The organism is Nostoc sp. PCC 7107 (assembly GCF_000316625.1).
In the GTDB taxonomy this organism is placed as follows: domain Bacteria; phylum Cyanobacteriota; class Cyanobacteriia; order Cyanobacteriales; family Nostocaceae; genus Nostoc_B.
The window spans coordinates 3,443,529-3,467,017 of record NC_019676.1 but is presented as its reverse complement, the minus strand read 5'-3'; the positions used below and the strand labels follow the sequence as shown (position 1 = coordinate 3,467,017).

19 protein-coding genes and 2 CRISPR repeat arrays are annotated in these 23,489 nt (G+C 42.0%); of the genes, 13 read left to right on the top strand and 6 right to left on the bottom strand.

Features of this window, described 5'->3' with window-relative positions:
- The first annotated feature begins 88 nt into the window (after positions 1–88).
- Complete coding sequence (locus NOS7107_RS14720; protein ID WP_015113774.1) at positions 89–706, top strand: Uma2 family endonuclease; 618 nt, start codon at positions 89–91, stop codon at positions 704–706.
- A 48-nt stretch (positions 707–754) separates the two neighbouring features.
- Here NOS7107_RS14720 and NOS7107_RS14715 read toward each other — a convergent pair whose 3' ends face one another.
- Complete coding sequence (locus tag NOS7107_RS14715; RefSeq protein WP_015113773.1) at positions 755–1,936, bottom strand: patatin-like phospholipase family protein; 1,182 nt, start codon at positions 1,934–1,936, stop codon at positions 755–757.
- A gap of 138 nt (positions 1,937–2,074) precedes the next feature.
- Between NOS7107_RS14715 and NOS7107_RS14710 the strand changes: the two genes are divergently transcribed.
- Positions 2,075–2,641: a sugar O-acetyltransferase gene (locus NOS7107_RS14710; protein WP_015113772.1), complete on the top strand. Its 567-nt coding sequence runs from the start codon at positions 2,075–2,077 to the stop codon at positions 2,639–2,641.
- A 19-nt stretch (positions 2,642–2,660) separates the two neighbouring features.
- Here the strand turns inward: NOS7107_RS14710 and NOS7107_RS14705 are convergent, their stop codons facing one another.
- Both NOS7107_RS14705 and NOS7107_RS14700 read right to left on the bottom strand, forming a co-directional pair.
- The gene (locus tag NOS7107_RS14705) at positions 2,661–3,041 is read right to left on the bottom strand and encodes a calcium-binding protein (RefSeq protein ID WP_015113771.1); all 381 of its coding nucleotides are present in this window, start codon (positions 3,039–3,041) and stop codon (positions 2,661–2,663) included.
- Positions 3,042–3,103: 62 nt separating this feature from the next.
- A complete protein-coding gene (locus NOS7107_RS14700; protein WP_015113770.1) occupies positions 3,104–3,742 on the bottom strand; it encodes a Uma2 family endonuclease in 639 nt (212 codons plus the stop codon).
- Between the two features lie 156 nt (positions 3,743–3,898).
- On the opposite strand from NOS7107_RS14700, the gene rbsK reads away from it, so the two are divergent.
- Entirely contained in the window at positions 3,899–4,819 is a 921-nt protein-coding gene (gene rbsK / locus NOS7107_RS14695; protein WP_015113769.1) for a ribokinase, read from the top strand.
- Positions 4,820–4,863: 44 nt separating this feature from the next.
- Here the strand turns inward: rbsK and NOS7107_RS14690 are convergent, their stop codons facing one another.
- Entirely contained in the window at positions 4,864–5,295 is a 432-nt protein-coding gene (locus NOS7107_RS14690; RefSeq protein ID WP_015113768.1) for a nucleoside deaminase, read from the bottom strand.
- Positions 5,296–5,312: 17 nt separating this feature from the next.
- Here NOS7107_RS14690 and NOS7107_RS14685 point away from each other — a divergent pair, with 17 nt between their 5' ends.
- From NOS7107_RS14685 to NOS7107_RS14675, 3 genes are read left to right on the top strand one after another with little or no spacing between them, the layout of a single operon-like run.
- A complete protein-coding gene (locus tag NOS7107_RS14685) occupies positions 5,313–6,236 on the top strand; it encodes a nucleoside hydrolase (protein WP_015113767.1) in 924 nt (307 codons plus the stop codon).
- A 19-nt stretch (positions 6,237–6,255) separates the two neighbouring features.
- On the top strand, positions 6,256–6,561 hold the full coding sequence (locus NOS7107_RS14680; RefSeq protein WP_157374034.1) for a hypothetical protein: 306 nt from the start codon (positions 6,256–6,258) through the stop codon (positions 6,559–6,561).
- Positions 6,558–7,862: a glutamate-5-semialdehyde dehydrogenase gene (locus NOS7107_RS14675; RefSeq protein WP_015113765.1), complete on the top strand. Its 1,305-nt coding sequence runs from the start codon at positions 6,558–6,560 to the stop codon at positions 7,860–7,862. The genes NOS7107_RS14680 and NOS7107_RS14675 overlap by 4 nt, the downstream gene beginning before the upstream one ends.
- A gap of 39 nt (positions 7,863–7,901) precedes the next feature.
- Here the strand turns inward: NOS7107_RS14675 and NOS7107_RS14670 are convergent, their stop codons facing one another.
- A complete protein-coding gene (locus NOS7107_RS14670) occupies positions 7,902–8,480 on the bottom strand; it encodes a hypothetical protein (RefSeq protein ID WP_015113764.1) in 579 nt (192 codons plus the stop codon).
- Positions 8,481–8,562: 82 nt separating this feature from the next.
- Here NOS7107_RS14670 and ureE point away from each other — a divergent pair, with 82 nt between their 5' ends.
- The 7 genes from ureE to NOS7107_RS14630 all read left to right on the top strand — a co-directional run bounded on the left by ureE (position 8,563) and on the right by NOS7107_RS14630 (position 21,984).
- Positions 8,563–9,003, top strand: a complete 441-nt coding sequence (gene ureE, locus NOS7107_RS14665) for an urease accessory protein UreE (RefSeq protein ID WP_044500813.1) — start codon at positions 8,563–8,565, stop codon at positions 9,001–9,003.
- Positions 8,981–9,670, top strand: coding sequence for an urease accessory protein UreF (locus NOS7107_RS14660; protein ID WP_015113762.1), 690 nt, complete (start codon positions 8,981–8,983; stop codon positions 9,668–9,670). Before ureE ends, NOS7107_RS14660 begins: the two co-directional genes overlap by 23 nt.
- A 74-nt stretch (positions 9,671–9,744) precedes the next feature.
- On the top strand, positions 9,745–10,341 hold the full coding sequence (gene ureG / locus NOS7107_RS14655) for an urease accessory protein UreG (RefSeq protein WP_015113761.1): 597 nt from the start codon (positions 9,745–9,747) through the stop codon (positions 10,339–10,341).
- A gap of 448 nt (positions 10,342–10,789) precedes the next feature.
- Positions 10,790–17,434 carry a HAMP domain-containing protein gene (locus NOS7107_RS14650; RefSeq protein ID WP_015113760.1) on the top strand — a complete coding sequence of 2,215 codons (6,645 nt, stop codon included), beginning with the start codon at positions 10,790–10,792 and terminating at the stop codon, positions 17,432–17,434.
- Positions 17,435–17,553: 119 nt separating this feature from the next.
- A CRISPR array of direct repeats spans positions 17,554–17,806; the repeat unit is 28 nt; unit sequence TGTTTCAATCCCTAATAGGGATTAGTTT.
- Between the two features lie 93 nt (positions 17,807–17,899).
- A protein-coding gene (locus NOS7107_RS27870) for an IS630 family transposase (protein WP_253274444.1) occupies positions 17,900–18,777 on the top strand; the annotation gives its coding sequence in 2 pieces (ribosomal slippage) (positions 17,900–18,229 and positions 18,232–18,777; 876 coding nt in all).
- Positions 18,778–18,820: 43 nt separating this feature from the next.
- A CRISPR array of direct repeats spans positions 18,821–20,263; the repeat unit is 38 nt; unit sequence GTTTCAATCCCTAATAGGGATTAGTTTGAATTGCAATT.
- 358 nt (positions 20,264–20,621) lie between these two features.
- A complete protein-coding gene (locus tag NOS7107_RS14635) occupies positions 20,622–21,587 on the top strand; it encodes an acetamidase/formamidase family protein (RefSeq protein ID WP_015113759.1) in 966 nt (321 codons plus the stop codon).
- A 25-nt stretch (positions 21,588–21,612) separates the two neighbouring features.
- Positions 21,613–21,984, top strand: coding sequence for a sulfite exporter TauE/SafE family protein (locus NOS7107_RS14630; RefSeq protein ID WP_015113758.1), 372 nt, complete (start codon positions 21,613–21,615; stop codon positions 21,982–21,984).
- 92 nt (positions 21,985–22,076) lie between these two features.
- Here NOS7107_RS14630 and NOS7107_RS14625 read toward each other — a convergent pair whose 3' ends face one another.
- Positions 22,077–23,327 (bottom strand): HhoA/HhoB/HtrA family serine endopeptidase, encoded by a 1,251-nt coding sequence (locus NOS7107_RS14625; protein ID WP_015113757.1) that lies wholly within the window; start codon positions 23,325–23,327, stop codon positions 22,077–22,079.
- Between the last annotated feature and the right edge of the window lie 162 nt (positions 23,328–23,489).

The following is a 23,489-nucleotide window of genomic DNA, read 5'->3' as shown; positions in this document are numbered from 1 at the left end:
CTTTCAGAAAATTTAAAATATTTATAGAAATCTAATATTTGAAAACTGGAAAAAACATTAACTTACTTAATAAGTAGCAAAAATCACAATGGTTCAATTTGCACCAAAACTTTTAACAGTTGAAGAATTTATTGCTCACTATGACGATAGTGAGGGTTATGAACTAATTGATGGTGAATTAATCGATATGGAACCAACAGGGCCGCACGAGCAAGTATCTGCTTTTATTGGACGAAAACTAAACGTAGAAATTGACCGTCAAGAAGAACCTTATTTTATTCCCCATCGCTGTTTAATCAAACTGTTAGGAACAAATACAGCTTTTCGTCCTGATGTTATTGTATTGGATCAAACTCAACTAATTAATGAGCCACTATGGCAAAAAGAACCTATCGTTACATCAGGAAGCTCTATTAAATTAATTGCTGAAGTCGTTAGCACAAACTGGCAAAATGATTATGCGCGGAAAGTTGAAGATTATGCACTCTTAGGAGTACCTGAGTATTGGATTGTGGATTATCTAGGTATTGGTGGGAGAGAATATATTGGCAAGCCAAAACAACCTACAATTACAATTTGCACATTGATAAAAGATGAGTATCACAAGCAATTATTTCAAAACGGTGATCAACTTGTTTCTTCAGTTTTTACCAATTTACAAATAACCGCACAACAAATATTTTTAGCCACACGAACTACAAGCTAAAATCTAGAACAACAAACAAGATATTTAACTGGTTGTTGTTTTACCTTGTTAATTAATGCGTAAAAATTCCTGCAATTTAGTTTGTATTGCTGGCTGCTGAATATAAACTTTTGCCGCTTCCATTAAATTTTGAAGATTCTCAGGACTGACATCATCAATATCATCACTCAATCGCTTACCGATAAGTTCTCGGTCTAGCTTAAACTGTAATCGTAAAATCTGTTTGTCTGGAATTATTTGGTCAGTGATGTACTCATGAACGCCCGATGAAGCATCTAACAATATACCAATAAGTGGCTGCGCCCATTGAATCAAACCCCAGCTTTCGGCTTGTTGAAATGGGATAATGCGTGTGCGATCGCCTGTACCAATAGAAAGAATGGTAATATCTTCAATGGAATGTCCTAATCTTAAAGCTTCCGCTACAGCACAAGCTGAAGGGTTATTAGCCGCAACACCACCATCAATGGCAGAGTACATACATTTAATTGAGTAGGTCGCAGTATTATCTGGTATAGTTTCCCACGGAGAATCTAATAAAGCGACTCTTGTGTAACCTTTGTATGTTTTGATAGTGCGAGTTTGACCACTACCTGTACCACTCACAATTCTAATTTGTGTATTGTTATAAAGGTTTTCTGTATGGGAAGCATAACCATCTAAAGTAACAGTATCTTCTGTCGCTCTTTCCACTGTGCCTTTGACTATTCTATCTAGTTTATGCGCTGGGAAATAAGTAGGAGCCGAGGCAGAACAAACGCAGATTTCCCATAGTGGTACATTGCCATAATCTTTATCTTGTCGCCAACTTTTAAAGATAATTGGTTCTCTGGCGATGGTATCGTAAGCTGTAATTAATAATTTTGGTTCAGGAATATCAAATAGTTTGATTTCACCTAAATTTTCTTGGAGAACTTGAGTTAAACCAGCATCAGAAAATTTTGGTGCAGATATCCCATATTTGAAAATAAGCGGTAGTCGCTGCAAAGAAAAAAGACTACTGTAAGGGAAGATTCTTGAGCTTTTTTGTGTGTATAGATCAATAATATTTTGGCTGCTGCGACCAGTGGCGATCGCTGCTGCTAAAATTGAGCCTGTAGATGTGCCTGCTATTAAGTTAAAATACTCGTGCAAAGGTTGATTAATTTGCTGCTCAATAGCTGCCAAAATAGTTGCTGCAACTAATCCCCTAATTCCGCCACCATCCAAGCTTAAAATCCGAAAAGGCATATTCCTCCGAATTTTGCTAATTTTGACTAAGTTTAGTAAATTCAGTTTTTTATCTAAAAAATTATTGTAATTTAAAATCGCTTTGTAAAATCTTTTTTAAATTCGCTATTTTAATTTAATAAAACTTAAAAATATCTTATGGAAAAAACCGAAAAACAAAAAATGTTAGCTGGCGAGTTATATTTAGCAGAAGATCCCGAATTAGTAGCTGAGAGTAGGCGAGCTAGTCGTCTTTTACAAAGGTATAACAATACAATTGCTGAACATCAAGAGCAAAGACAACAAATATTACAAGAATTATTGGGTAAGGTAGGAGAAAATATTACTATTGTGCCGCCATTTTACTGTGACTACGGCAGTCATATTTATGCGGGCAATAAATTATTTATGAACTTTGGTTGTGTAATTTTAGACTGCAATCTAGTGGAAATTGGCGATAACGTTTTGTGTGCGCCTTATGTGCAGATTTATGCAGCTTATCATCCCGTAGAACCAGAAATTCGTTTGACTGGTAGAGAATTAGCTGCACCAGTTAAAATTGGTAACAATGTCTGGATAGGTGGAAATGCAATTATTTGTCCAGGGGTGACAATTGGCGACAACACGACAATTGGTGCTGGTAGTGTGGTTGTGAAAGATATACCTGCAAATGTGGTTGCTGCTGGAAACCCCTGTCGAATTATTCGTTATTTATCAGATAATTGAGGCGCAAAAAAGCTATATTCTAGAATTTGTAGCCTCTAGCCAGCCAATAGTGCCAATCTGCGATCGCTTCTTCGGTTTCACTGTCTGCATCAATAGGCTTTATTTCTGATAATTTTGCCGAATAGACATCATCATCCTTACCATTGATGTCAGCTACTTCCACATACATATCTTTTAAACACTCATCATCAGGAGCCATTCCTAGCACTTCGACGTTTTTCTCTTCTATTGTCGATGTTTTGCGGGATTTTTTCGCCCACTTAGCCATAAACGGATAATTCAAAGCTTCTTCTAGATAATAATACCAGCCCATTGCCCGATCTTCTTTATCTTCCGCATCAACAATAATTTCTGTAGCGATGCGATTTTCTCTGGTTTCGTCGCGTTCAACACTAGACATAACAATAAAAAACTTAATGTATATTGCACCTTGATATGGTATAGCGCTTTAGCTATTGACTGTCAATTTTTTTGCTGCTGTCTCACCCAAGCACGAAATGAGCGAATCATGGAAATTTCTCCATTGTTCAAACTTTCTTGCAAAAAACGGGGAATCTCTGTAGTTAAGGGAAGATTGGCAAAACTTGGCGATATATCACAAGGAATGTACGTACCTTCCTGTAAGCGATAAATTTGCATTACAGGTTCGTTATAACGCCAAACTTCTGGAACACCCAATGCTAAATAAATTGATAATCGATCAACAGAAGCACTGGTGTAGTCTACTTCAATGACTAAATCAGGTGGTGGGTCTTGAGTCAAGTCGAGATTTTGCTTTTGCCGCATCAATGGTTCATTTTGAATGTAAAATGCAGAATCTGGTTCTACACCACGCAGTAAGTCTGGACGTTTACAAGTTGTAGAACCAATACTTTTGATATTCAGGTTGAGTTCCACAGCTAAGGTAAAAACTAAGTGTTCTAGTAGTCTATTGTTATGTTCATGAGGCATCAACGGTGTCATAATTTCTAGGGTTCCTTGATCATAGGTCAGTCGTGTGGTGCGATTATTACCCATTTCTGCCAACATAGTTTCAAAAGTCTGCCAACTAATATTTGGGAGAATTCCCCTTTGGGTACTGCTGACTTGTGTAGTGACCATAAAATTTATCTTCCGGTTTTCTATAACGATATCAAGAAATTTCCTGAATCAAACAGGAGTCAGAATACAGAATTCAGAATACTCTACCCATAAAGGGATAGGGTTTGAATGTGAGAATATTTTAATTTTTTTACCCACCATTTCACTCGCTTCATTATGAGTATTATTGTTTTCGGCAGTATCAATATAGATTTAGTAGCCACAGCACCCCATTTACCAACTAGCGGTGAAACTTTGCTGGGAAACGATTTTTTTCAAGTCCCAGGGGGGAAAGGTGCAAATCAAGCAGTAGCATTAGCACGGTTGGGAATTCCGACTCAGATGGTGGGGCGGGTGGGAAGCCAAGGTTTTGGTGCAGAGTTACTGAATAATTTACAAACTGCTGGCGTACAAACTGAAAATATTTTATTAGATGAAACGGTAAGTTCGGGAATTGCCATCATTATTGTTGATGATGCTGGGCAGAATCAAATTGTGGTGATTCCTGGTGCTAATGGAAAAGTAAATCAGGCAGATGTAGAGAGGTTATCGCCTTTATTACCAACAGCTAAAGCACTGCTTTTACAATTAGAAATTCCTCTGAGTGCTGTTGTTGCAGCTGCTAAAGCTGGACGCAATGCCAATATTACAGTAATCCTTGATCCTGCACCGGCTCAATCTAACTTACCTGCCGAACTTTACCCGTTGGTGGATATTATCACCCCCAATGAGGTAGAAGCAGGACAATTAGTTGGTTTTGCGGTGGATAGCCCAGAATCAGCAGCCAAAGCAGGGGCAGTGTTATTGCAAAAAGGGGTGAAATCTGCGATCGTTAAATTAGGTGCAAAGGGTGTGGTATGTACCACAACTGAGGAAACATTTTTTGTGCCAGCTTTTTCAGTTAATGTTGTGGATACTGTGGCGGCTGGTGATGCTTTTAATGGTGGTTTAGCAGCTGCACTTTATACAGGAATGACTTTACATCAAGCAGTGATTTGGGGTGCAACCGCAGGTGCTTTAGCCACGACAAAATTAGGCGCACAAACTTCGTTACCTGATAGGTTTACGTTTGAGGCTTTTCTTAAGGAAAAAGTATGAAGTCTGAAGGATGAAATTGCAATATTTAGCCTTTTGACCATTGACTACTTCCCAATGTCTTCGTTCCATAATTCGGGGTTGGTTTGAATAAATTCGCTCATCATTTGTTCGCATTCATCTAAATTTAAATCAATAACTTCTACGCCGTGAGAAATCATAAATTCTTTTGCGCCGGGAAATGTACGAGATTCGCCGGCGATGACTTTTTTGATCCCGAATTGCACGACTGCGCCGGCGCATAAATAACACGGCATTAAGGTTGAATAAAGTGTTGTACCTCTATAACTGCCAATTCTGCCAGCATTACGGAGACAATCGATTTCGGCGTGGGTAACAGGGTCGCTATCTTGGACGCGCTTGTTGTGTCCTCTACCAACAATTTTGCCATCCTTGATGAGAACAGAACCGATAGGAATTCCGCCTTCTTGTCTACCTTGTTTAGCCTCTGCGATCGCTGCTTGCATAAATTCATCCATTCTCTTATCCTCCTAATATGTCAAAACAACTTGTGTTAATGGATCACGATGGTGGTGTAGACGATTACCTAGCAACTATGCTGCTGTTGACGATGGATCATATCGAATTGCTTGGTGTGGTTGTGACTCCTGCTGATTGTTATGTTGAACCAGCCGTTAGCGCTACACGCAAAATAATTGATTTGATGGGATTTTCTCATATCCCAGTTGCCGAAAGTACAGTACGTGGCATAAATCCTTTTCCCCGTCTCTATCGTCGTGATTCGTTTATTGTTGACCATCTCCCTATTCTCAACCAGCAGGACACGATTAATACACCTCTGCTTACAGAACCTGGACAAGATTTTATGGTGCGAATGTTAAGAGAAGCACCTCAACCAGTAATGCTGATGGTAACAGGGCCATTAACGACAGTTGCAGTGGCGTTAGAACAAGCACCAGATATTGAAGCCAAGATTGAAAAAATTGTCTGGATGGGTGGCGCGTTGAATGTTGGTGGTAATGTGGAAAAAAGTTTAGAAGCCGGACAAGATGGTTCGGCGGAGTGGAATGTCTATTGGGATGCAGTTTCAGCCGCGCAAGTTTGGCAAACCCAAATTGAAATTATTATGTGTCCTTTAGATTTGACTAACAATGTACCTGTGACATCAGACATTGTGTATAAAATGGGAAAACAACGCCATTATCCTGTTTCTGATTTAGCTGGACAATGTTACGCACTGGTAATTCCCCAAGATTATTATTTTTGGGATGTGCTGGCGACGGCTTATTTAGGACATCCAGAATTTTATCAACTGCGGGAGTGGGAAACGGAAATTATTACCACTGGTGTAAGTCAAGGACGGACTAAGGTTGTTCCTAGCGGTCGGAAGATTTATGCAATGGATACAGTTGATAAAGAGGCTTTTTATGCTTATATCTTGCAGCAATGGGCGAGGTAAATATTAGTCAATTGTGAATGTGACATCTGACATTGTTGATTTGATAACTCGCATTGTGAATGCGACGGCTGACATTGTTGATGTGATAACTTGCATTGTGAATGTGACAGTTGACATTGTTGATGTGATAACTTGCATTGTGAATGTGACAGCTGACATTGTTGATGCGACGACTGGTAAAAATAACTCACTTTACTGGCGTGAGAGATTTGGAGAAGATTTTTTCTGTTCACTCTCTATAGGAATAATTCAGGAATCAAATCAGATTGCTATAGGATGGAAAATAAATGTTTCTGCCATAATTAAGGGTTATTTTTTGATATGACTATTGTGGAAGTTGGGTCATCTTTAGTTGAGATTGCTGGGAAAACTCGCGCCGCTGCTAGTAAGTTGGCAATTCTTTCGACAGAGGCGAAAAATCAAGCGATCGCAGCGATCGCTCAAGGGTTAGAATCGGCTCAAGAAGAAATATTGCAGGCGAATGTGGCTGACTGTCAAGCTGCGGCGGCGGAAGGAATTGCTAAACCTCTATATAAGCGCTTGCAGTTAGATGAACATAAGTTAAGAGATGCGATCGCTGGAGTCCGAGATGTTGGTAAACTGGCTGATCCTATCGGTAAAGTCCAGATTCACCGCGAACTGGATACTGGATTAATTCTCAAACGCATTACTTGTCCTTTGGGTGTGTTGGGGATTATTTTTGAAGCGCGTCCAGAAGCTGCAATTCAAATTGTTTCTTTGGCGATTAAATCAGGTAATGGTGTAATTCTCAAATGTGGTAAAGAAGCTGTACGTTCTTGTGAAGCGATAGTTAAAGCGATTAAACAAGGATTATCGCAAACAGATGTCAGTCCTGATGCGGTGCAGTTACTCACTACACGCGAAGAAACTGTGGGACTTTTAAAATTAGATAAATATGTAGATTTAATTATTCCACGCGGTTCTAATTCTTTTGTGCGGTTTGTCCAAGAAAATACCCGCATTCCTGTACTTGGTCATGCGGATGGAATTTGTCATGCTTATATCGATCAAGCTGCTGACATTAATAAAGCTGTAGAAATTACTGTTGATGCTAAAATTCAATATGCAGCTGCTTGTAATGCCATTGAAACTTTATTAGTTCATCAAGCAATTGCTGGGGAATTTTTACCCCAAGTTGCGACAGCTTTAGCAGAAAATCATGTGCAATTAAAAGGTGATCAACGCACCTTAGAGATTTTACCAAATATTGCCCCCGCCAGCGAAATTGATTGGGAAACAGAATATAGTGATTTAATTTTATCAATTAAAATTGTCGATGATTTAGAAGATGCGATCGCGCATATTAACCAATACGGTTCACGTCACACCGATGTAATTATTACAGAAGATATCGCCACCGCTGAAGCTTTCTTTGGTTTGGTCAATTCTGCTGGCGTTTTTCACAATTGTTCCACACGTTTTGCTGATGGTTTCCGTTACGGTTTTGGTGCAGAAGTTGGTATTAGTACTCAACAAATGCCTCCCCGCGGCCCTGTCGGGTTAGAAGGATTGGTAACATATAAATATCAAATGACTGGTAATGGTCACATCGTCGCTAGTTACACTGGCGCGAATGCAAAAGCATTTATCCACCGAGATTTATAACTAGAGGTTACAGGTGAAAGGTGACAGCACTCAGCACTCTTAATCAGGGAAAGCTAAACCTGTTCTGGGGTCACGAATATACAATCCTAGGGTGAGACTACGCATAGCTTCATCCCAAACAGGTGTTAACTGTTCTGCTTGGTCTGCCCAAAAATCAAAGGTAATTAAACATTGTATATTCGAGCCTAAGCCAATGCAAATCCGGGAAAAAGCTTCCCGTGGTTCTGCTTGTACGTCAATAAACTTCAATTCTGTCCAAACAATTCTGGCTGTTTGACGCTTGATGGTAAAAACTTCTCCCTTTTCAATCACATCACGACTGTCTTCTTCTACGACTTTCTTTAAGGTGGCTTTGAGGGGAAACAAAGTCCAGTCATTAGGCGGTAAATGATTGAAAGATACTTCTAGACAGCAGTCATCTTTGGGCGGTTTTTTATCCATGAACTTGAAAGATTTTTCTTGGGGTTCAAAAACCCAATTTTGGGGAACGTTGAAGCGAACAGCCCCCCGGTTGGCGACAAAAATTTTATAGCCCGATGGAGATTCCCAGTGATGATCAGGTTGGAGATCAAGCGTTTCTTTAATCCACTGGAGATTGCTTTTTTTACGCTTTGCCATAGTTTTAGCGATCGCTCACTTTGTTAATAATATCAAAATGTTGGATGATGAATATTTCGCGCAAAGGCGCAAAGGCGCAAAGATGATCTTGACTCAGCGAAAACCACCCGATGCTGATGCTGTGGTGAGTTTAACTTTAGCACTGACGGCGGAAGAACGCACCCGCAGTCGTCATCGGTTTGAGATGGCGGATGGACAGGTTGTGTTTTTGCGTTTACCACGGGGGACGGTGTTACGGGATGGCGATATTTTACAAGATGAAAATGATGGTAGTTTAATGAGAATTGTTGCGAAACCGGAACCTGTGCTGACTGTATCGGCTACTTCATCACTTTTATTAATGCGGGCAGCATACCATCTGGGAAATCGTCATGTGGCGGTGGAAATTACACCGAGTTATTTACGCTTATCACCAGATGGGGTTTTATGTGGGATGTTAGTACAGTTAGGACTGGAAATTACTGAGGAAATTGCACCGTTTCAGCCAGAATTAGGGGCTTATGGACACCATCACCCTCACTGATATTCATTTTTTGGGGATTTTGCAGTTAGCCAGTCCAGCTTTACCTGTGGGGGCTTATAGTTATTCGGAAGGTTTGGAAACTTTAGTGGAAGATGGCATAATTGCCAATCAAGAGACTCTCAAACACTGGTTAACCTCGGAATTACGTTACGGTGCAATTCGCCTGGAAGCAGCGGTAATGTTACGGGCGGCGGAATCTGCGAAAATGGGGAATTTAGAAACCCTATCTTATTGGAATCACTGGTTATCGGCGGCGCGAGAAACTCAAGAATTACGTAATTCAAGTTGGCAAATGGGGCGATCGCTGGCTCAATTACTTGGTAAACTACAACCAGAACTACTACCTACGATTAATAGTGTGGGTAATCCTTGCAATTATGCGATCGCTTTTGGTATCGCTGTCGCCCATTGGCAAATTCATCTAAATGCTGCTTTACTCGCATATCTGCATAGTTGGACAAGTAATCTCATCACCGCCGGAGTTAAACTTATCCCCCTCGGACAAACAGCCGGACAAGCATTATTGCTAGATTTACAGCCGTTAATTAGTGCGACCTTGCAAGAAATTCTCGTTTTAGAAGATGATGAACTGAGTTGTTGTAGTTGGGGTTTGTCTCTAGCGAGTATGCAGCATGAAACACAGTATACGAGGTTGTTTAGAAGTTGAGGATGAAGTATGAAGTGTGAAATTTTATCTTTTTAACTTTTGCCTTTTGCCTTTTAACTTTTGCCTTTTAATTTATGACCGCATTTAGAGTAGGTGTTGCAGGCCCTGTAGGTTCCGGAAAGACGGCTTTAGTGGATGCTTTATGTAAAGCGTTGCGCGATCGCTATCATCTTGCTGTGGTGACGAATGATATTTATACTCAAGAGGATGCACAGTTTTTAGTACGTTCTCAGGCTTTAAACAGCGATCGCATTTTGGGTGTGGAAACTGGTGGTTGTCCCCACACAGCGATTCGTGAAGATGCTTCGATGAATTTAGCCGCTATTGAACAATTAGAAGAGCGTTTTGATAATTTAGATTTAGTCTTTTTAGAAAGTGGTGGTGATAATTTAGCCGCTACTTTCAGTCCAGAATTAGTCGACTTAACAATTTACGTAATTGATGTAGCTGCTGGCGATAAAATTCCCCGCAAAGGTGGGCCAGGAATTACCAAATCTGATTTATTAGTCATTAATAAAACTGACCTTGCACCATTCGTCGGCGCAGATTTAAACGTGATGGAACGAGATGCAAAAAAAATGCGCGGTGAAAAACCCTTTATCTTTACTAATTTAAAAACTCAATCAGGACTAACTGATGTAGTTAGCTTTGTTAGTAAACATATTACTTAAAAATTTTACCTTTTTTAATTGATAAATACCGCAGCACAAACTAACTCTGCGTAACTTTGCGCTGACTTTGCACCACACCGCGTTAAAAAACCATTAAAATAACAGATTTATTGTTTCTTGCCCTCTATCTTACGTTAGATAGAAATAATATCTTCCTCGTCCTAAAGTAAACTTAATTATAGAGTTAAAATGATCCATCGCAATTAATAATGAATCTAGTATCTGAAAAACGATTTTTTCTATCTTCAGTCATAGTTTATTTATAAATAAGCAAAGTAATTATATTTTTAAAAGCGCTTGTACTAAAGCATAAATTTATTCATTCAAAACACCTATTTTTTTGCTAGATGTCTTGATTAAGACTAATTCTCGCTCTTAAACAGCAGCATTGTGCAGTCTTAATAATTATTGCCCCAACATTACTTCCCAGTTTCCCAAGGATATAGCAATGACAACCGAACAATTAACCAGAGAAACCGACAATCTTGATTTAAAGCAACTGCTAAAAACACTAACTGCTGTTAAGAAAGGTGATTTTTCTGTGCGGATGTCTGTAGACCAAACGGGGCTGGCGGGGAAAATAGCTGACACGCTCAACGATATTATTGACCAGAATGAGCGTATGGCATTAGAACTACAGCGGATTGGTAATGTTGTTGGGAAAGATGGCAAAATTACTGAACGCGCTTCTATGGGAACTGTGCGCGGTTCTTGGTCAGATTGTGTCAATTCTGTCAATACTCTAATTACAGATTTAGTCCAACCCACCGCCGAGACTACACGGGTGATTCGGGCGGTTGCGAATGGAGATTTATCTCAAACCATCCCTACAGAACTAGATGGTAAAGCCCTCAAAGGTGAGTTTCTGCAAACAGCCAATATCGTCAACACAATGGTGGATCGGCTGGGTTCTTTTGCATCAGAGGTAACACGGGTAGCACGGGAAGTCGGAACAGAAGGAAAACTAGGGGTACAAGCGGAAGTCAAAGGTGTGGCGGGGACTTGGAAAGACCTCACCGACAACGTGAACTTGATGGCGGGAAATTTGACAGGACAGGTGCGGAACATTGCGGAAGTTGCAACTGCGATCGCCAATGGTGATTTATCGAAGAAAATTACTGTTAATGTCAAAGGCGAAATTCTGGAGTTGAAAAACACCGTCAACACAATGGTGGATCAGTTAAATTCCTTTGCGTCGGAAGTAACGCGGGTGGCGCGGGAAGTGGGAACGGAAGGAAAATTAGGAGTACAAGCAGAAGTCCGTGGTGTGGCGGGAACCTGGAAAGACCTCACCGACAACGTGAACTTGATGGCGGGTAACCTGACCGGACAGGTGCGGAATATTGCGGAAGTAGCAACTGCGATCGCTAATGGTGATTTATCGAAGAAAATTACAGTAGATGTGAAGGGCGAAATTCTGGAGTTGAAAAACACTATCAACATCATGGTGGATCAACTCAGTTCATTTGTGTCAGAAGTAACCAGGGTAGCGCGAGAAGTAGGAAGTGAAGGGAAACTCGGCGTACAAGCAGATGTCAAAGGTGTGGCGGGTACGTGGAAAGATTTGACCGACAGCGTGAACTTCATGGCGGGAAGTTTGACAGCCCAAGTGCGGAACATCGCCGAGGTAACAACAGCGGTAGCGAATGGGGACTTGTCGAAGAAAATCACGGTAGATGTGAAGGGCGAAATTTTAGAGTTGAAAAACACGATTAATACAATGGTGGATCAACTCAACTCCTTTGCGTCGGAAGTAACCAGAGTAGCGCGGGAAGTGGGAACGGAAGGAAAATTAGGCGTACAAGCAGAAGTCCGTGGTGTGGCGGGAACCTGGAAAGACCTCACCGACAACGTGAACTTGATGGCGGGTAACCTGACCGGACAGGTGCGGAATATTGCGGAAGTAGCAACTGCGATCGCTAATGGTGATTTATCGAAGAAAATTACAGTAGATGTGAAGGGCGAAATTCTGGAGTTGAAAAACACTATCAACATCATGGTGGATCAACTCAGTTCATTTGTGTCAGAAGTAACCAGGGTAGCGCGAGAAGTAGGAAGTGAAGGGAAACTCGGCGTACAAGCAGATGTCAAAGGTGTGGCGGGTACGTGGAAAGATTTGACCGACAGCGTGAACTTCATGGCGGGAAGTTTGACAGCCCAAGTGCGGAACATCGCCGAGGTAACAACAGCGGTGGCGAATGGGGACTTGTCAAAGAAAATCACCGTGGATGTGAAGGGTGAAATCTTAGAGTTGAAAAACACCATCAACACAATGGTGGATCAACTCAACTCCTTCGCCTCGGAAGTAACACGGGTGGCGCGAGAGGTAGGAAGTGAAGGAAAACTCGGCGTACAAGCAGAAGTCCGCGGGGTGGCGGGTACGTGGAAGGACTTAACTGACTCGGTAAACTTCATGGCGGGAAGCTTGACAGCCCAGGTAAGAAACATCGCTGATGTGACAACGGCGGTGGCGAATGGCGACTTGTCGAAGAAAATCACTGTGGATGTGAAGGGCGAAATTCTGGAGTTGAAAAACACCATCAACACAATGGTGGATCAACTGAGTTCCTTTGCATCGGAAGTAACCAGAGTAGCCCGTGAGGTGGGTACAGAAGGAAAACTCGGCGTACAAGCAGAAGTGCGAGGGGTTGCGGGAACTTGGAAAGACTTGACAGGTGCGGTGAATATGATGGCGGGGAACCTCACCGACCAAGTACGTAGTATAGCGGAAGTTGCCACAGCGATCGCCAATGGTGACTTGTCGAAGAAAATCACTGTCCAAGTGAAAGGGGAAATTCTCGAACTCAAGAACACCATCAATATCATGGTGGATCAGCTAAACTCCTTCGCATCTGAGGTAACAAGGGTAGCGCGGGAAGTAGGAAGTGAAGGAAAACTGGGCGTACAAGCAGATGTCAAAGGTGTGGCGGGTACGTGGAAAGACTTGACCGACTCTGTAAACTTCATGGCGGGAAGTTTGACAGCCCAAGTACGAAACATCGCGGCGGTGACAACGGCGGTGGCGAATGGCGACTTATCCAAGAAAATCTCTGTGGATGTGAAAGGGGAAATTCTCGAACTGAAAAACACCGTCAATACAATGGTGGATCAACTTAATTCCTTCGCCAGTGAAGTAACGCGGGTAGCGCGTGAGGTGGGAACGGAAGGTAAACTCGGTGTCCAAGCAGAAGTTAAAGGTGTGGCGGGGACGTGGAAAGACCTCACTGACAGTGTGAACTTCATGGCGGGAAGTTTGACAGCCCAAGTGCGGAACATTGCAGATGTAACAACAGCGGTGGCGAATGGCGACTTATCCAAGAAAATCACCGTGGATGTTAAGGGTGAAATTCTCGAACTGAAAAACACGATTAATACAATGGTGGATCAACTCAACTCCTTCGCATCAGAAGTAACGCGGGTGGCGCGGGAGGTGGGAACGGAAGGTAAACTCGGTGTCCAAGCCTATGTCCGCGGCGTTGGTGGGACGTGGAAAGACCTTACCGATAACGTCAACTCAATGGCGGGTAACTTGACAGCCCAGGTACGGAATATCGCCGAAGTAACTAAGGCGGTGGCGAATGGGGACTTGTCGAAGAAAATCACTGTGGATGTGAAGGGTGAAATTCTCGACTTGAAGAACACCATCAACACAATGGTGGATCAACTCAGTTCCTTTGCTAGTGAAGTAACGCGGGTGGCGCGAGAGGTGGGAACGGAAGGGAAATTAGGCGGTCAAGCTGTGGTGCAAGGTGTGGCGGGTACATGGAAAGACCTCACCGATAATGTGAACTCGATGGCAGGGAATTTGACAGCCCAGGTGCGAGGTATTGCACGAGTTGTAACCGCCGTTGCAAATGGTGACTTGAAGCGGAAATTGATGCTAGATGCGAAGGGTGAAATTGAAACCTTGGCGGAAACCATCAACGAAATGATTGATACCCTAGCGACCTTTGCCAATCAGGTAACAACCGTGGCGCGGGAAGTGGGAATTGAAGGGAAACTCGGCGGTCAAGCTAGGGTACCAGGGGCGGCGGGAACCTGGAAAGACTTAACAGACAACGTAAACGAACTGGCGGCGACCCTGACAACTCAGTTAAGGGCGATCGCCGAAGTAGCAACCGCAGTAACAAAAGGCGACTTAACCCGGTCGATTTCCGTGGAAGCACTAGGAGAAGTGGCAATCCTGAAAGACAACATCAACCAGATGATTGCCAATTTGCGCGAAACAACCCAGAAAAACACAGAACAAGACTGGTTAAAGACCAACTTAGCGAAATTCACGCGAATGCTGCAAGGTCAGCGCGATTTAGAAACAGTCTCCAAATTAATTCTCTCGGAACTTGCACCATTGGTAGGCGCACAACACGGCGTATTCTACTTAATGGATGCGGGTGAACAACAACAGGCGTATCTCAAATTACTTAGCAGTTACGCATACCGCGAACGCAAACATCTCGCAAATCGTTTTCACTTGGGCGAAGGTTTAGTCGGACAATGCGCGTTAGAAAAAGAGCGAATTTTGTTAACCGAAGTCCCGATGGATTATGTCAAAATTAGTTCTGGTTTGGGTGAATCAGCCCCACTCAACGCTGTAGTTTTACCCGTTTTGTTTGAAGGACAAGTCACAGCGGTGATTGAACTCGCTTCCTTCCGCCGCTTTAGTGAGATTCACTTAACATTCTTCGACCAACTTACCGAAAGTATTGCGATCGTTCTCAACACCATCGCCGCTTCCATGCGTACCGAAGAATTACTCAAACAGTCCCAATCTTTAGCCGAAGAACTGCAAACTCAGCAAAACGAACTCAAAGAAACTAACAAACGCCTCGAACAACAAGCTCAATCTCTGAAGACTTCGGAAGACTTACTCAGAACACAACAAGAAGAACTCCAGCAAACCAACGCCGAACTCGAAGAAAAAGCCGAGTTGTTGGCGCAGCAAAAGAAAGAAGTTGAATGGAAAAACCGCGAAATTGAACAAGCCAGACTTTCTTTAGAAGAAAAAGCAGCCCAACTCGCCCTATCATCCAAATACAAATCAGAATTTCTGGCGAATATGTCCCACGAACTGCGGACACCTTTAAATAGCCTGTTAATTTTGGCGAAGTTGTTGACAGATAACATCGATGGGAATCTCAGCACTAAACAAGTTGAATACAGCCGCACCATTTACTCAGCCGGAAATGACTTGTTGGCGTTGATTAATGACATCCTCGATTTGGCGAAAATTGAATCGGGAACCATGTCTATTGATATGTCGCAAATGTTAGTTACAGATTTGCGAGAGCAAACCGATCGCACCTTCCGCCAAATCGCCCAAGATAAAGGACTCAATTTCACCATTGAATTAGGCGCTGAACTTCCCAAAGCGATTTATACTGACCCCAAACGCTTGCAACAAGTCCTGAAAAATCTCCTTTCCAACGCCTTTAAATTTACCGATCGCGGTGAAGTAAGCTTGCGAATAGATGTCGCCAAGCAAGGATGGAGTATTAATCAAGAAACCTTGAACCGCGCCCCAATAGTAGTTGCCTTTTCTGTCGTCGATACAGGGATTGGTATTGCCCCCGAAAAGCAAAAAGTGATTTTTGAAGCATTTCAACAAGCCGATGGCACTACCAGCCGTAAATACGGCGGTACAGGGCTAGGCTTATCCATCAGCCGCGAAATTGCCCGTCTGTTTGGTGGAGAAATTACCTTAGTAAGTAGCCTCACTCAAGGCAGTACATTTACTTTCTACTTGCCACAATTCAATTCAGACTCAGCATTTATCACGCCGGAATTGACATCTCAACTAGTTCCTACTCAGCACTCCCCACTCAGCACTCCCCACTCAGCACTCCCCACTCAGCACGGGCTGAACACCCCGCTACCGCTAACAGCACTCCTAGAAGACGATCGCATTGATATCAACAATGGCGATCGCGTCTTGTTAATTGTCGAAGATGACATTCATTTTGCCCGCATCCTCTTAGAAATGGCACAGCAGCAAGGATTCAAAGTTATTGCCGCCCAAAGTGGTAGTAATGGTTTAGTCTTAGCCCAGCAATTCCAGCCTGTGGGGATTTTACTCGATATCCGCCTACCTGATATGGATGGTTGGACTGTACTAGATCGCTTAAAACATGATCCAAATACCCGCCACATTCCTGTACATATCATGACCGTCGAAGAAGGCAAACGACGCAGTTTGCAACTAGGCGCATTAGCATATTTACAAAAACCAGCCAGCAGCGAAAGTATATCTGAGGCTTTAAACAAAATTAAAGGTTTTGTGGAACGGCGGGTGAAGAGTTTGCTGGTAGTTGAAGATGATGATACTCAACGCCATAGCATTGTGGAGTTAATTGGTAATAGCGATGTTGCTACTACCGCCGTCGCCACTGGTGCAGAAGCCTTAGAGGCAATTATTTCTCAACAATTTGATTGTCTGGTGCTAGATTTAGGGCTACCCGATATGAATGGGTTTGAACTGCTACAACAAATTAAGCAGCAGCCCAATGGTGAGTTTTTACCCATCATTATTTACACTGGCATCGAATTGAATAAAGCCCAAGAAGCAGAACTGCGGAGGATTACAGAAACCATCATTGTCAAAGATGTGCGATCGCCCGAACGTTTGCTTGATGAAACTACATTGTTCTTGCACCGAGTCCAAGCTGCTTTACCAGAACCCAAACGGCAAATACTCGAACAACTCCACTCCCGTGACTACATCCTGGCAAATAAAAAAGTATTAATTGTTGATGACGATGTTCGGAATATCTTTGCCTTGACCAGTATGCTAGAACGCTATCACATGCAGGTAATCTATGCAGAAAACGGCAGAGATGGCATCACCATGTTAGAAACTACACAAGATATTGATGTGGTGTTAATGGATGTGATGATGCCCGAAATGGACGGTTACGAGACAACCCGCTTAATTCGGCAAAATGAACGATTCAGAGCCTTACCAATTATTGCCCTCACCGCCAAAGCCATGCAAGGCGATCGCGAAAAGTGCATCGAATCCGGCGCATCAGACTACATCACCAAACCTGTAGATATTGAGCAGTTACTTTCTCTATTGCGCGTCTGGTTATATCGGTAAAGACTGAAATCTGAAAAAAGTAGGTTGGGTGGAGCAATAGCGAAACCCAACAAAATCAAACTCTAAATATTCACAGAACTTACGCAAAATCTCATTGTATTCATGAGAATGTAAAATAATGTTTCAATCCCTAATAGGGATTAGTTTAAATTGCAATGTTCCAGCGCACAACTCAGGGAACAAATTAGCTTGTTTCAATCCCTAATAGGGATTAGTTTGAATTGCAATTTTAATCGCCGCAATTAACCTTGCAGGGCTAGGCGTGTTTCAATCCCTAATAGGGATTAGTTTGAATTGCAATTTTGCAAAGCTTACGGCTGATATTGAGCCAGAACTGAAGCAGGAGTTTCAATCCCTAATAGGGATTAGTTTGAATTGCAATTTATATACTGTTAAGTATAGCTGTAGCCAATAAGATTAGGACATAAACTATGAAGTATTCCTAGTATTGCGATTCAAACTCAGATGGCTAAACCCTATAGTGATGATTTCCGGCAAAAGGTGATGCAAGCAATTGAGTTGGACGGTCTCAAAAAGAGTGAGGCGAGCCAATTGTTCAATATCAGTCGCAATACGATTAACTTGTGGTGTCAAAGAAAAGCCCAAACGGGTGATATCAAGGTCAAATCGAGGCAGGAATGCCAAAGGGGTGGCAAAATCGATGATTGGGAGAAGTTTCGCGCATTTGTCAAAGCAAATGGTGATAAAACTCAAGTCCAAATGGTAGAGTTATGGGAAGGAGAGATTAGTCAACGCACGATTTCACGGGCATTGCAGAAAATTGGACACACCCGTAAAAAAAAACATATGGCTACTGTCAACGAGATGAAGCCAAACGAGCAACCTTTCTAGCACAACTGAAGAACCCAAAAGCACCACACTTGGTTTATGTCGATGAATCGGGAATGGATGAACGAGATAACTACGGCTATGGGTACTCACCAACAGGGGAACGATTTTACGACCTCAAATCCGGTCGGCGACAGGGACGCATTAACATGATTGCTGGGTATCGGGATAATCAATTGATTGCCCCATTTACAGTCGAGGGGGCGTGTAACCGCACAGTGTTTGAAACCTGGCTAGAAACATGTTTGATTCCGGTTTTGCGTCCCGGTGAGTGGGTAATTGTGGATAATGCGACGTTTCATCATGGTGGTCGAATTGCCCAACTCATACATGATGCAGGCTGTGAACTTGTTTATTTACCTCCCTATTCACCAGACCTTAATCGTATTGAGAAGTGTTGGGCATGGTTAAAAAGTAGGATTCGCAAACAATTACACAATTGTGATCATTTACGTGATGCTATCGAATTCGTTCTCAAGCACGCAGCGTCCTAATAAAACTGGCTATAGCTATATAATGAATTAGTAAATAGCTAATGTTTCAATCCCTAATAGGGATTAGTTTGAATTGCAATTATCTGAGCATTTAAAGCTGTGATGCCAGAAGCTGTTTCAATCCCTAATAGGGATTAGTTTGAATTGCAATTTTGAGTTAAAGGCTCAGGCTTAATAGTAGAAAATGTTTCAATCCCTAATAGGGATTAGTTTGAATTGCAATTTCAAAAATTATTTAATGTATGAAATAGTCGATAGTGTTTCAATCCCTAATAGGGATTAGTTTGAATTGCAATTCTATGGCACAACAAAAAAACATGGGTGGCAGTGTGAAGTGTTTCAATCCCTAATAGGGATTAGTTTGAATTGCAATTGATAAACTCTTTATTGTTGGCAACTTTAGTGTCGTTTCAATCCCTAATAGGGATTAGTTTGAATTGCAATTTTTCACCGCTTGAGTGCCAATAGCCAAGGCATCAAAGGTTTCAATCCCTAATAGGGATTAGTTTGAATTGCAATTTGAAGCTTTAAACCTCGACCACGGCGGATTACTTCTGTTTCAATCCCTAATAGGGATTAGTTTGAATTGCAATTTGCTAAAACTTCTCGTGACAAATCCAGGCAGCAAGTTTCAATCCCTAATAGGGATTAGTTTGAATTGCAATTATTACACCTTAATAGAGTTTTTCGATTGCGCTGTTTCAATCCCTAATAGGGATTAGTTTGAATTGCAATTTTGTCTACTACCTCATCACGTCGAGCGCTTCTTGTTTCAATCCCTAATAGGGATTAGTTTGAATTGCAATTGCGATAAACAACGCTTCGTGGAAATCAAAATCGTTTCAATCCCTAATAGGGATTAGTTTGAATTGCAATTTTCAGTCGCCGGAAATTTTGAAAATCGTAATCAGGCTTCGTGGAAATCAAAATCGTTTCAATCCCTAATAGGGATTAGTTTGAATTGCAATTAGCCTAGTAACCTACGCTGACTCTGGGTAGGTTCGTTTCAATCCCTAATAGGGATTAGTTTGAATTGCAATTTTATCCGGCAATCCGCCCCCAATCAGGCGACTACGTTTCAATCCCTAATAGGGATTAGTTTGAATTGCAATTTTTGAAGGCTCACCATATTTTGAAGGACGGCCAGTTTCAATCCCTAATAGGGATTAGTTTGAATTGCAATTAAACGGGAATTTGCCCTTCCACGCTTCCTGAACTTGGAGTTTCAATCCCTAATAGGGATTAGTTTGAATTGCAATTTGACCGACTACCCGCACGAGTTCCCGACTTGTCGAACTGGAGTTTCAATCCCTAATAGGGATTAGTTTGAATTGCAATTTTTCATCCCAGTAAGGGTCTTTAACTGATTTGATGTTTCAATCCCTAATAGGGATTAGTTTGAATTGCAATTTTTGCAGTTCACACAACTGAGTACAACGGTAAAAAAGGTTTCAATCCCTAATAGGGATTAGTTTGAATTGCAATTGGCGGGAGCCGGAAAAGCTGACTATATTTAGTTTTCAAGGTACGGTTTCGCGGATGGGTTAATTTTAACACGATGAAATGTCAATTGATTTTTGTTAAATAGCTGAAATGCTTACTGTGTAACGTGCGCGGATGATTTTAATTAAATTTTTCTGTAAAAGCTTGTCATTAAAGGAATCCAGCCATTGTTGAGCAAAGGCGATTTTCTACACCTACCCATCCGCGCATTATGAGAAATTTTGTCTTACGCTGTCGATATATCCGACTGCTCTCAAAAGTTCAGGTATCTCGATACTACATCAAGATTTACAACAGCTAATCCGCTATTCTAAGCAATAATCTTGCACAGAATCGCGGTAATGACGCACCATATTTTAAAAGCTACCAAAGAAACAGTGCATCTTGGTGGTTTCTCCCATTTATTAACACCAGCACTGACGATTGATTCTGGTGACACCATTGATGTGGAAACCTACACGGGTTACTACATTTATGACAAAGCACCGCCAGAGTTTCTCACCCCAGAGTTTGTGGATATCTGCCAAAATCTACCACCCGAACGCAAAATTGCTGGGGGGCCGCATTTACTCACAGGGCCGATTTATGTGCGCGATGCTGAACCAGGAGATGTATTAGAGGTAAAATTAGAAGCGATCGCACCTCGTTTACCAGTTGGGTTTAATGCTATTCGTCCAGGTTGGGGAGCTTTACCAGAACAGTTTACCCAACCTGCATTGAGATTTATTCCCTTAGATTTAGCTAATAATATTGCAGAATTTCCCGCAAATAGTGGGATTAAAATTCCCCTCAAACCCTTTTTTGGTATTCTTGGTGTGGCGACTCCTACAAGCGATCGCAATTCTATTCCCCCCGGTAATTATGGTGGTAACATCGATAACCGGGAACTCCAAGCAGGTTCGCGGATATTTTTACCAATTTACGTTCCTGGCGCATTATTTTCTCTTGGTGATGGACATTCCGCACAGGGAGATGGAGAAGTAAATGTTACCGCCATTGAAACTTCTATGAACGGTAAAATTTCCCTCAAACTTCGCAAAGATTTATCTCTGACAACACCCATCGCCGAAACCCCCACAGATATCATTACAATGGGCTTTGCTGAAACTTTAGATGCAGCCCTAGAACAAGCTTTAAAAAATATGATTGCTTTTCTTGAAGGTTTTGCCAATTTATCAGCAGAAGATGCTTATGTTTTGTGTAGTTTAGCCGTGAATTTTCGCATCACCCAAGTAGTGAACAGTCCTCAAAAAGGAGTTCACGGGATGTTACCCAAATCAATCTTGTCCCCTAAAATTATTTTGTGATTCCACACAAAACAAATATTTTTGTATGTCAAATATTCTTGTACAAATGCTACTCATTGGTTTAGCTGCTGGCGTTGCTGGTGGGATGTTCGGTATTGGTGGCGGTGCAATTATGGTGCCAGCAATGGTACTGTTGTTAGGAATGGATCAAAAATTTGCCACAGGAACTTCCATCGCCGCTCAAATTTTACCAATTGGGATTTTAGGCGCAGCAGTTTACCATCGTAGCGGCAACATCAACATTAAATATGCGGTCATGATTGCGCTTGGTTTAGTAGTAGGAAACCTCTTTGGTGCATTATTTGCTAATCAGCCGTTTATTAGCAGTGAAACCATGAAAAAATTATATGGCATCTTTTTACTGCTCATAGGTGGAAGATATTTGTTCTTCCGTTAATTATTTAGTTCACACAAGGGTGTAGGATGCACGAGATTTTTCACTTACACCCTTACACCCAACCTCAATGAATCAACAAGTGTACTTAACTCCTATTGCACCTGAGATGGAAAAGCACCAGGACGCACCGACAAATTGACTGTTTGTCCATTACGGCGTAACTCTAAGCGCAAATCTCCACCAATTCGACTTTTATCAACTGCTTTCTGGACACTTTCAGCGTCTGTAACAGCGTTACCTTCTAGCTTTTGAATGACATCACCCGCACGTAGTCCGGCTTTTGCGGCTGGTGAATTAGGCATAACTTTCACAACTAAAACACCTTTATCTTCATCAATACTCAAACCACTATTGGGGTCAGAATTAATATTTTGTTTTAGTTGTGGTGTTAATCCAATCATCTGAATTCCCAGATAAGGATGCTCAACTTTACCTGTAGAGATCAATTGATTAGCAATGCGTTGTGCTGTAGCGATAGGAATAGCAAAACCTATACCTTGCGCTCCTTGAATAATAGCTGTATTCATCGCAATTACTTCACCACGGGCATTGAGTAATGGCCCGCCAGAATTACCAGGATTAATTGCTGCATCAGTTTGAATAAAATCTACACGCTTATCAGATGCACCAATTTGATTACTACTGCGTCCAGTGGCGCTGATGATACCTGTAGTTACTGTATTATCTAATCCTAAAGGATTGCCGATCGCGATCGCCCATTCTCCGGGTTGCAATTGGTCAGAGTTACCCACGCTGACTGTAGGCAAATTGCTGGCTTGAATTTTGACAACCGCTACATCAGTTAATTCATCTTTTCCTAAAACCTTACCTTGAAAACTCCGCCCATCCTTGAGGATGACTGTCACTGTATCAGCACCATCAACAACGTGAGCATTAGTCAAAATCTGACCATCATCACTGATAATAAACCCAGAACCAGTACCGCGCTCTACTCTTTGTTGCGCTTCTGGTAGTTGTGAACCAAAAAAGCGGCGCAACAATGGGTCATTAAATTCCTCTGGTAATTGGGTTTTGACTGTGCGGGAAGAATTAATTCGCACGACGGCTGGCCCTACCTTCTGCACCACCTGAGTAACAAAATTAGGGTCTGTACCAGCCACAATAGGCGGTGCAGCATTAACTCGACTCAAAGCCAAATTCGATGCACTTTCCGACACCTGCGACTTATGGTTAGCCAGATAACCACCTGTCAAGGTCATACCAGATCCTAGCAACACTAGCGATAGAGAAGCTGCTGCTTTCTTCCAAGACGCTTGTTTGCGGTATTTGGTATCTAAATTGCTATTTAATGGGTTATTTCCGTCTGGTATTTGATTTTGCATTGCTGTCTGAAAAGTTGTTTGAATCTATTACTAATGTAGACAGGGTTTATTACACTTTTGTTACAGCGCTATAGCATTAATGTGAAAATGTGAAAATTTTCCTAGTCAGGAGCCTTGATTCGAGTATTTTCCGGCTGTGAAGGGATTTGTGGTATTTGAGAG

Coding starts and splice junctions, on each gene's coding strand:
- NOS7107_RS14705 (WP_015113771.1), bottom strand. CDS start 3,041: ATGTCTAGTGTTGAACGCGACGAAACCAGAGAAAATCGCATCGCTACA.
- NOS7107_RS14660 (WP_015113762.1), top strand. CDS start 8,981: ATGGACACCATCACCCTCACTGATATTCATTTTTTGGGGATTTTGCAG.
- NOS7107_RS14650 (WP_015113760.1), top strand. CDS start 10,790: ATGACAACCGAACAATTAACCAGAGAAACCGACAATCTTGATTTAAAG.
- NOS7107_RS14720 (WP_015113774.1), top strand. CDS start 89: ATGGTTCAATTTGCACCAAAACTTTTAACAGTTGAAGAATTTATTGCT.
- NOS7107_RS14710 (WP_015113772.1), top strand. CDS start 2,075: ATGGAAAAAACCGAAAAACAAAAAATGTTAGCTGGCGAGTTATATTTA.
- rbsK (WP_015113769.1), top strand. CDS start 3,899: ATGAGTATTATTGTTTTCGGCAGTATCAATATAGATTTAGTAGCCACA.
- ureG (WP_015113761.1), top strand. CDS start 9,745: ATGACCGCATTTAGAGTAGGTGTTGCAGGCCCTGTAGGTTCCGGAAAG.
- NOS7107_RS14670 (WP_015113764.1), bottom strand. CDS start 8,480: ATGGCAAAGCGTAAAAAAAGCAATCTCCAGTGGATTAAAGAAACGCTT.
- NOS7107_RS14690 (WP_015113768.1), bottom strand. CDS start 5,295: ATGGATGAATTTATGCAAGCAGCGATCGCAGAGGCTAAACAAGGTAGA.
- NOS7107_RS14715 (WP_015113773.1), bottom strand. CDS start 1,936: ATGCCTTTTCGGATTTTAAGCTTGGATGGTGGCGGAATTAGGGGATTA.
- NOS7107_RS14685 (WP_015113767.1), top strand. CDS start 5,313: ATGTCAAAACAACTTGTGTTAATGGATCACGATGGTGGTGTAGACGAT.
- NOS7107_RS14675 (WP_015113765.1), top strand. CDS start 6,558: ATGACTATTGTGGAAGTTGGGTCATCTTTAGTTGAGATTGCTGGGAAA.
- ureE (WP_044500813.1), top strand. CDS start 8,563: ATGATCTTGACTCAGCGAAAACCACCCGATGCTGATGCTGTGGTGAGT.
- NOS7107_RS14625 (WP_015113757.1), bottom strand. CDS start 23,327: ATGCAAAATCAAATACCAGACGGAAATAACCCATTAAATAGCAATTTA.
- NOS7107_RS14635 (WP_015113759.1), top strand. CDS start 20,622: ATGACGCACCATATTTTAAAAGCTACCAAAGAAACAGTGCATCTTGGT.
- NOS7107_RS14700 (WP_015113770.1), bottom strand. CDS start 3,742: ATGGTCACTACACAAGTCAGCAGTACCCAAAGGGGAATTCTCCCAAAT.
- NOS7107_RS14630 (WP_015113758.1), top strand. CDS start 21,613: ATGTCAAATATTCTTGTACAAATGCTACTCATTGGTTTAGCTGCTGGC.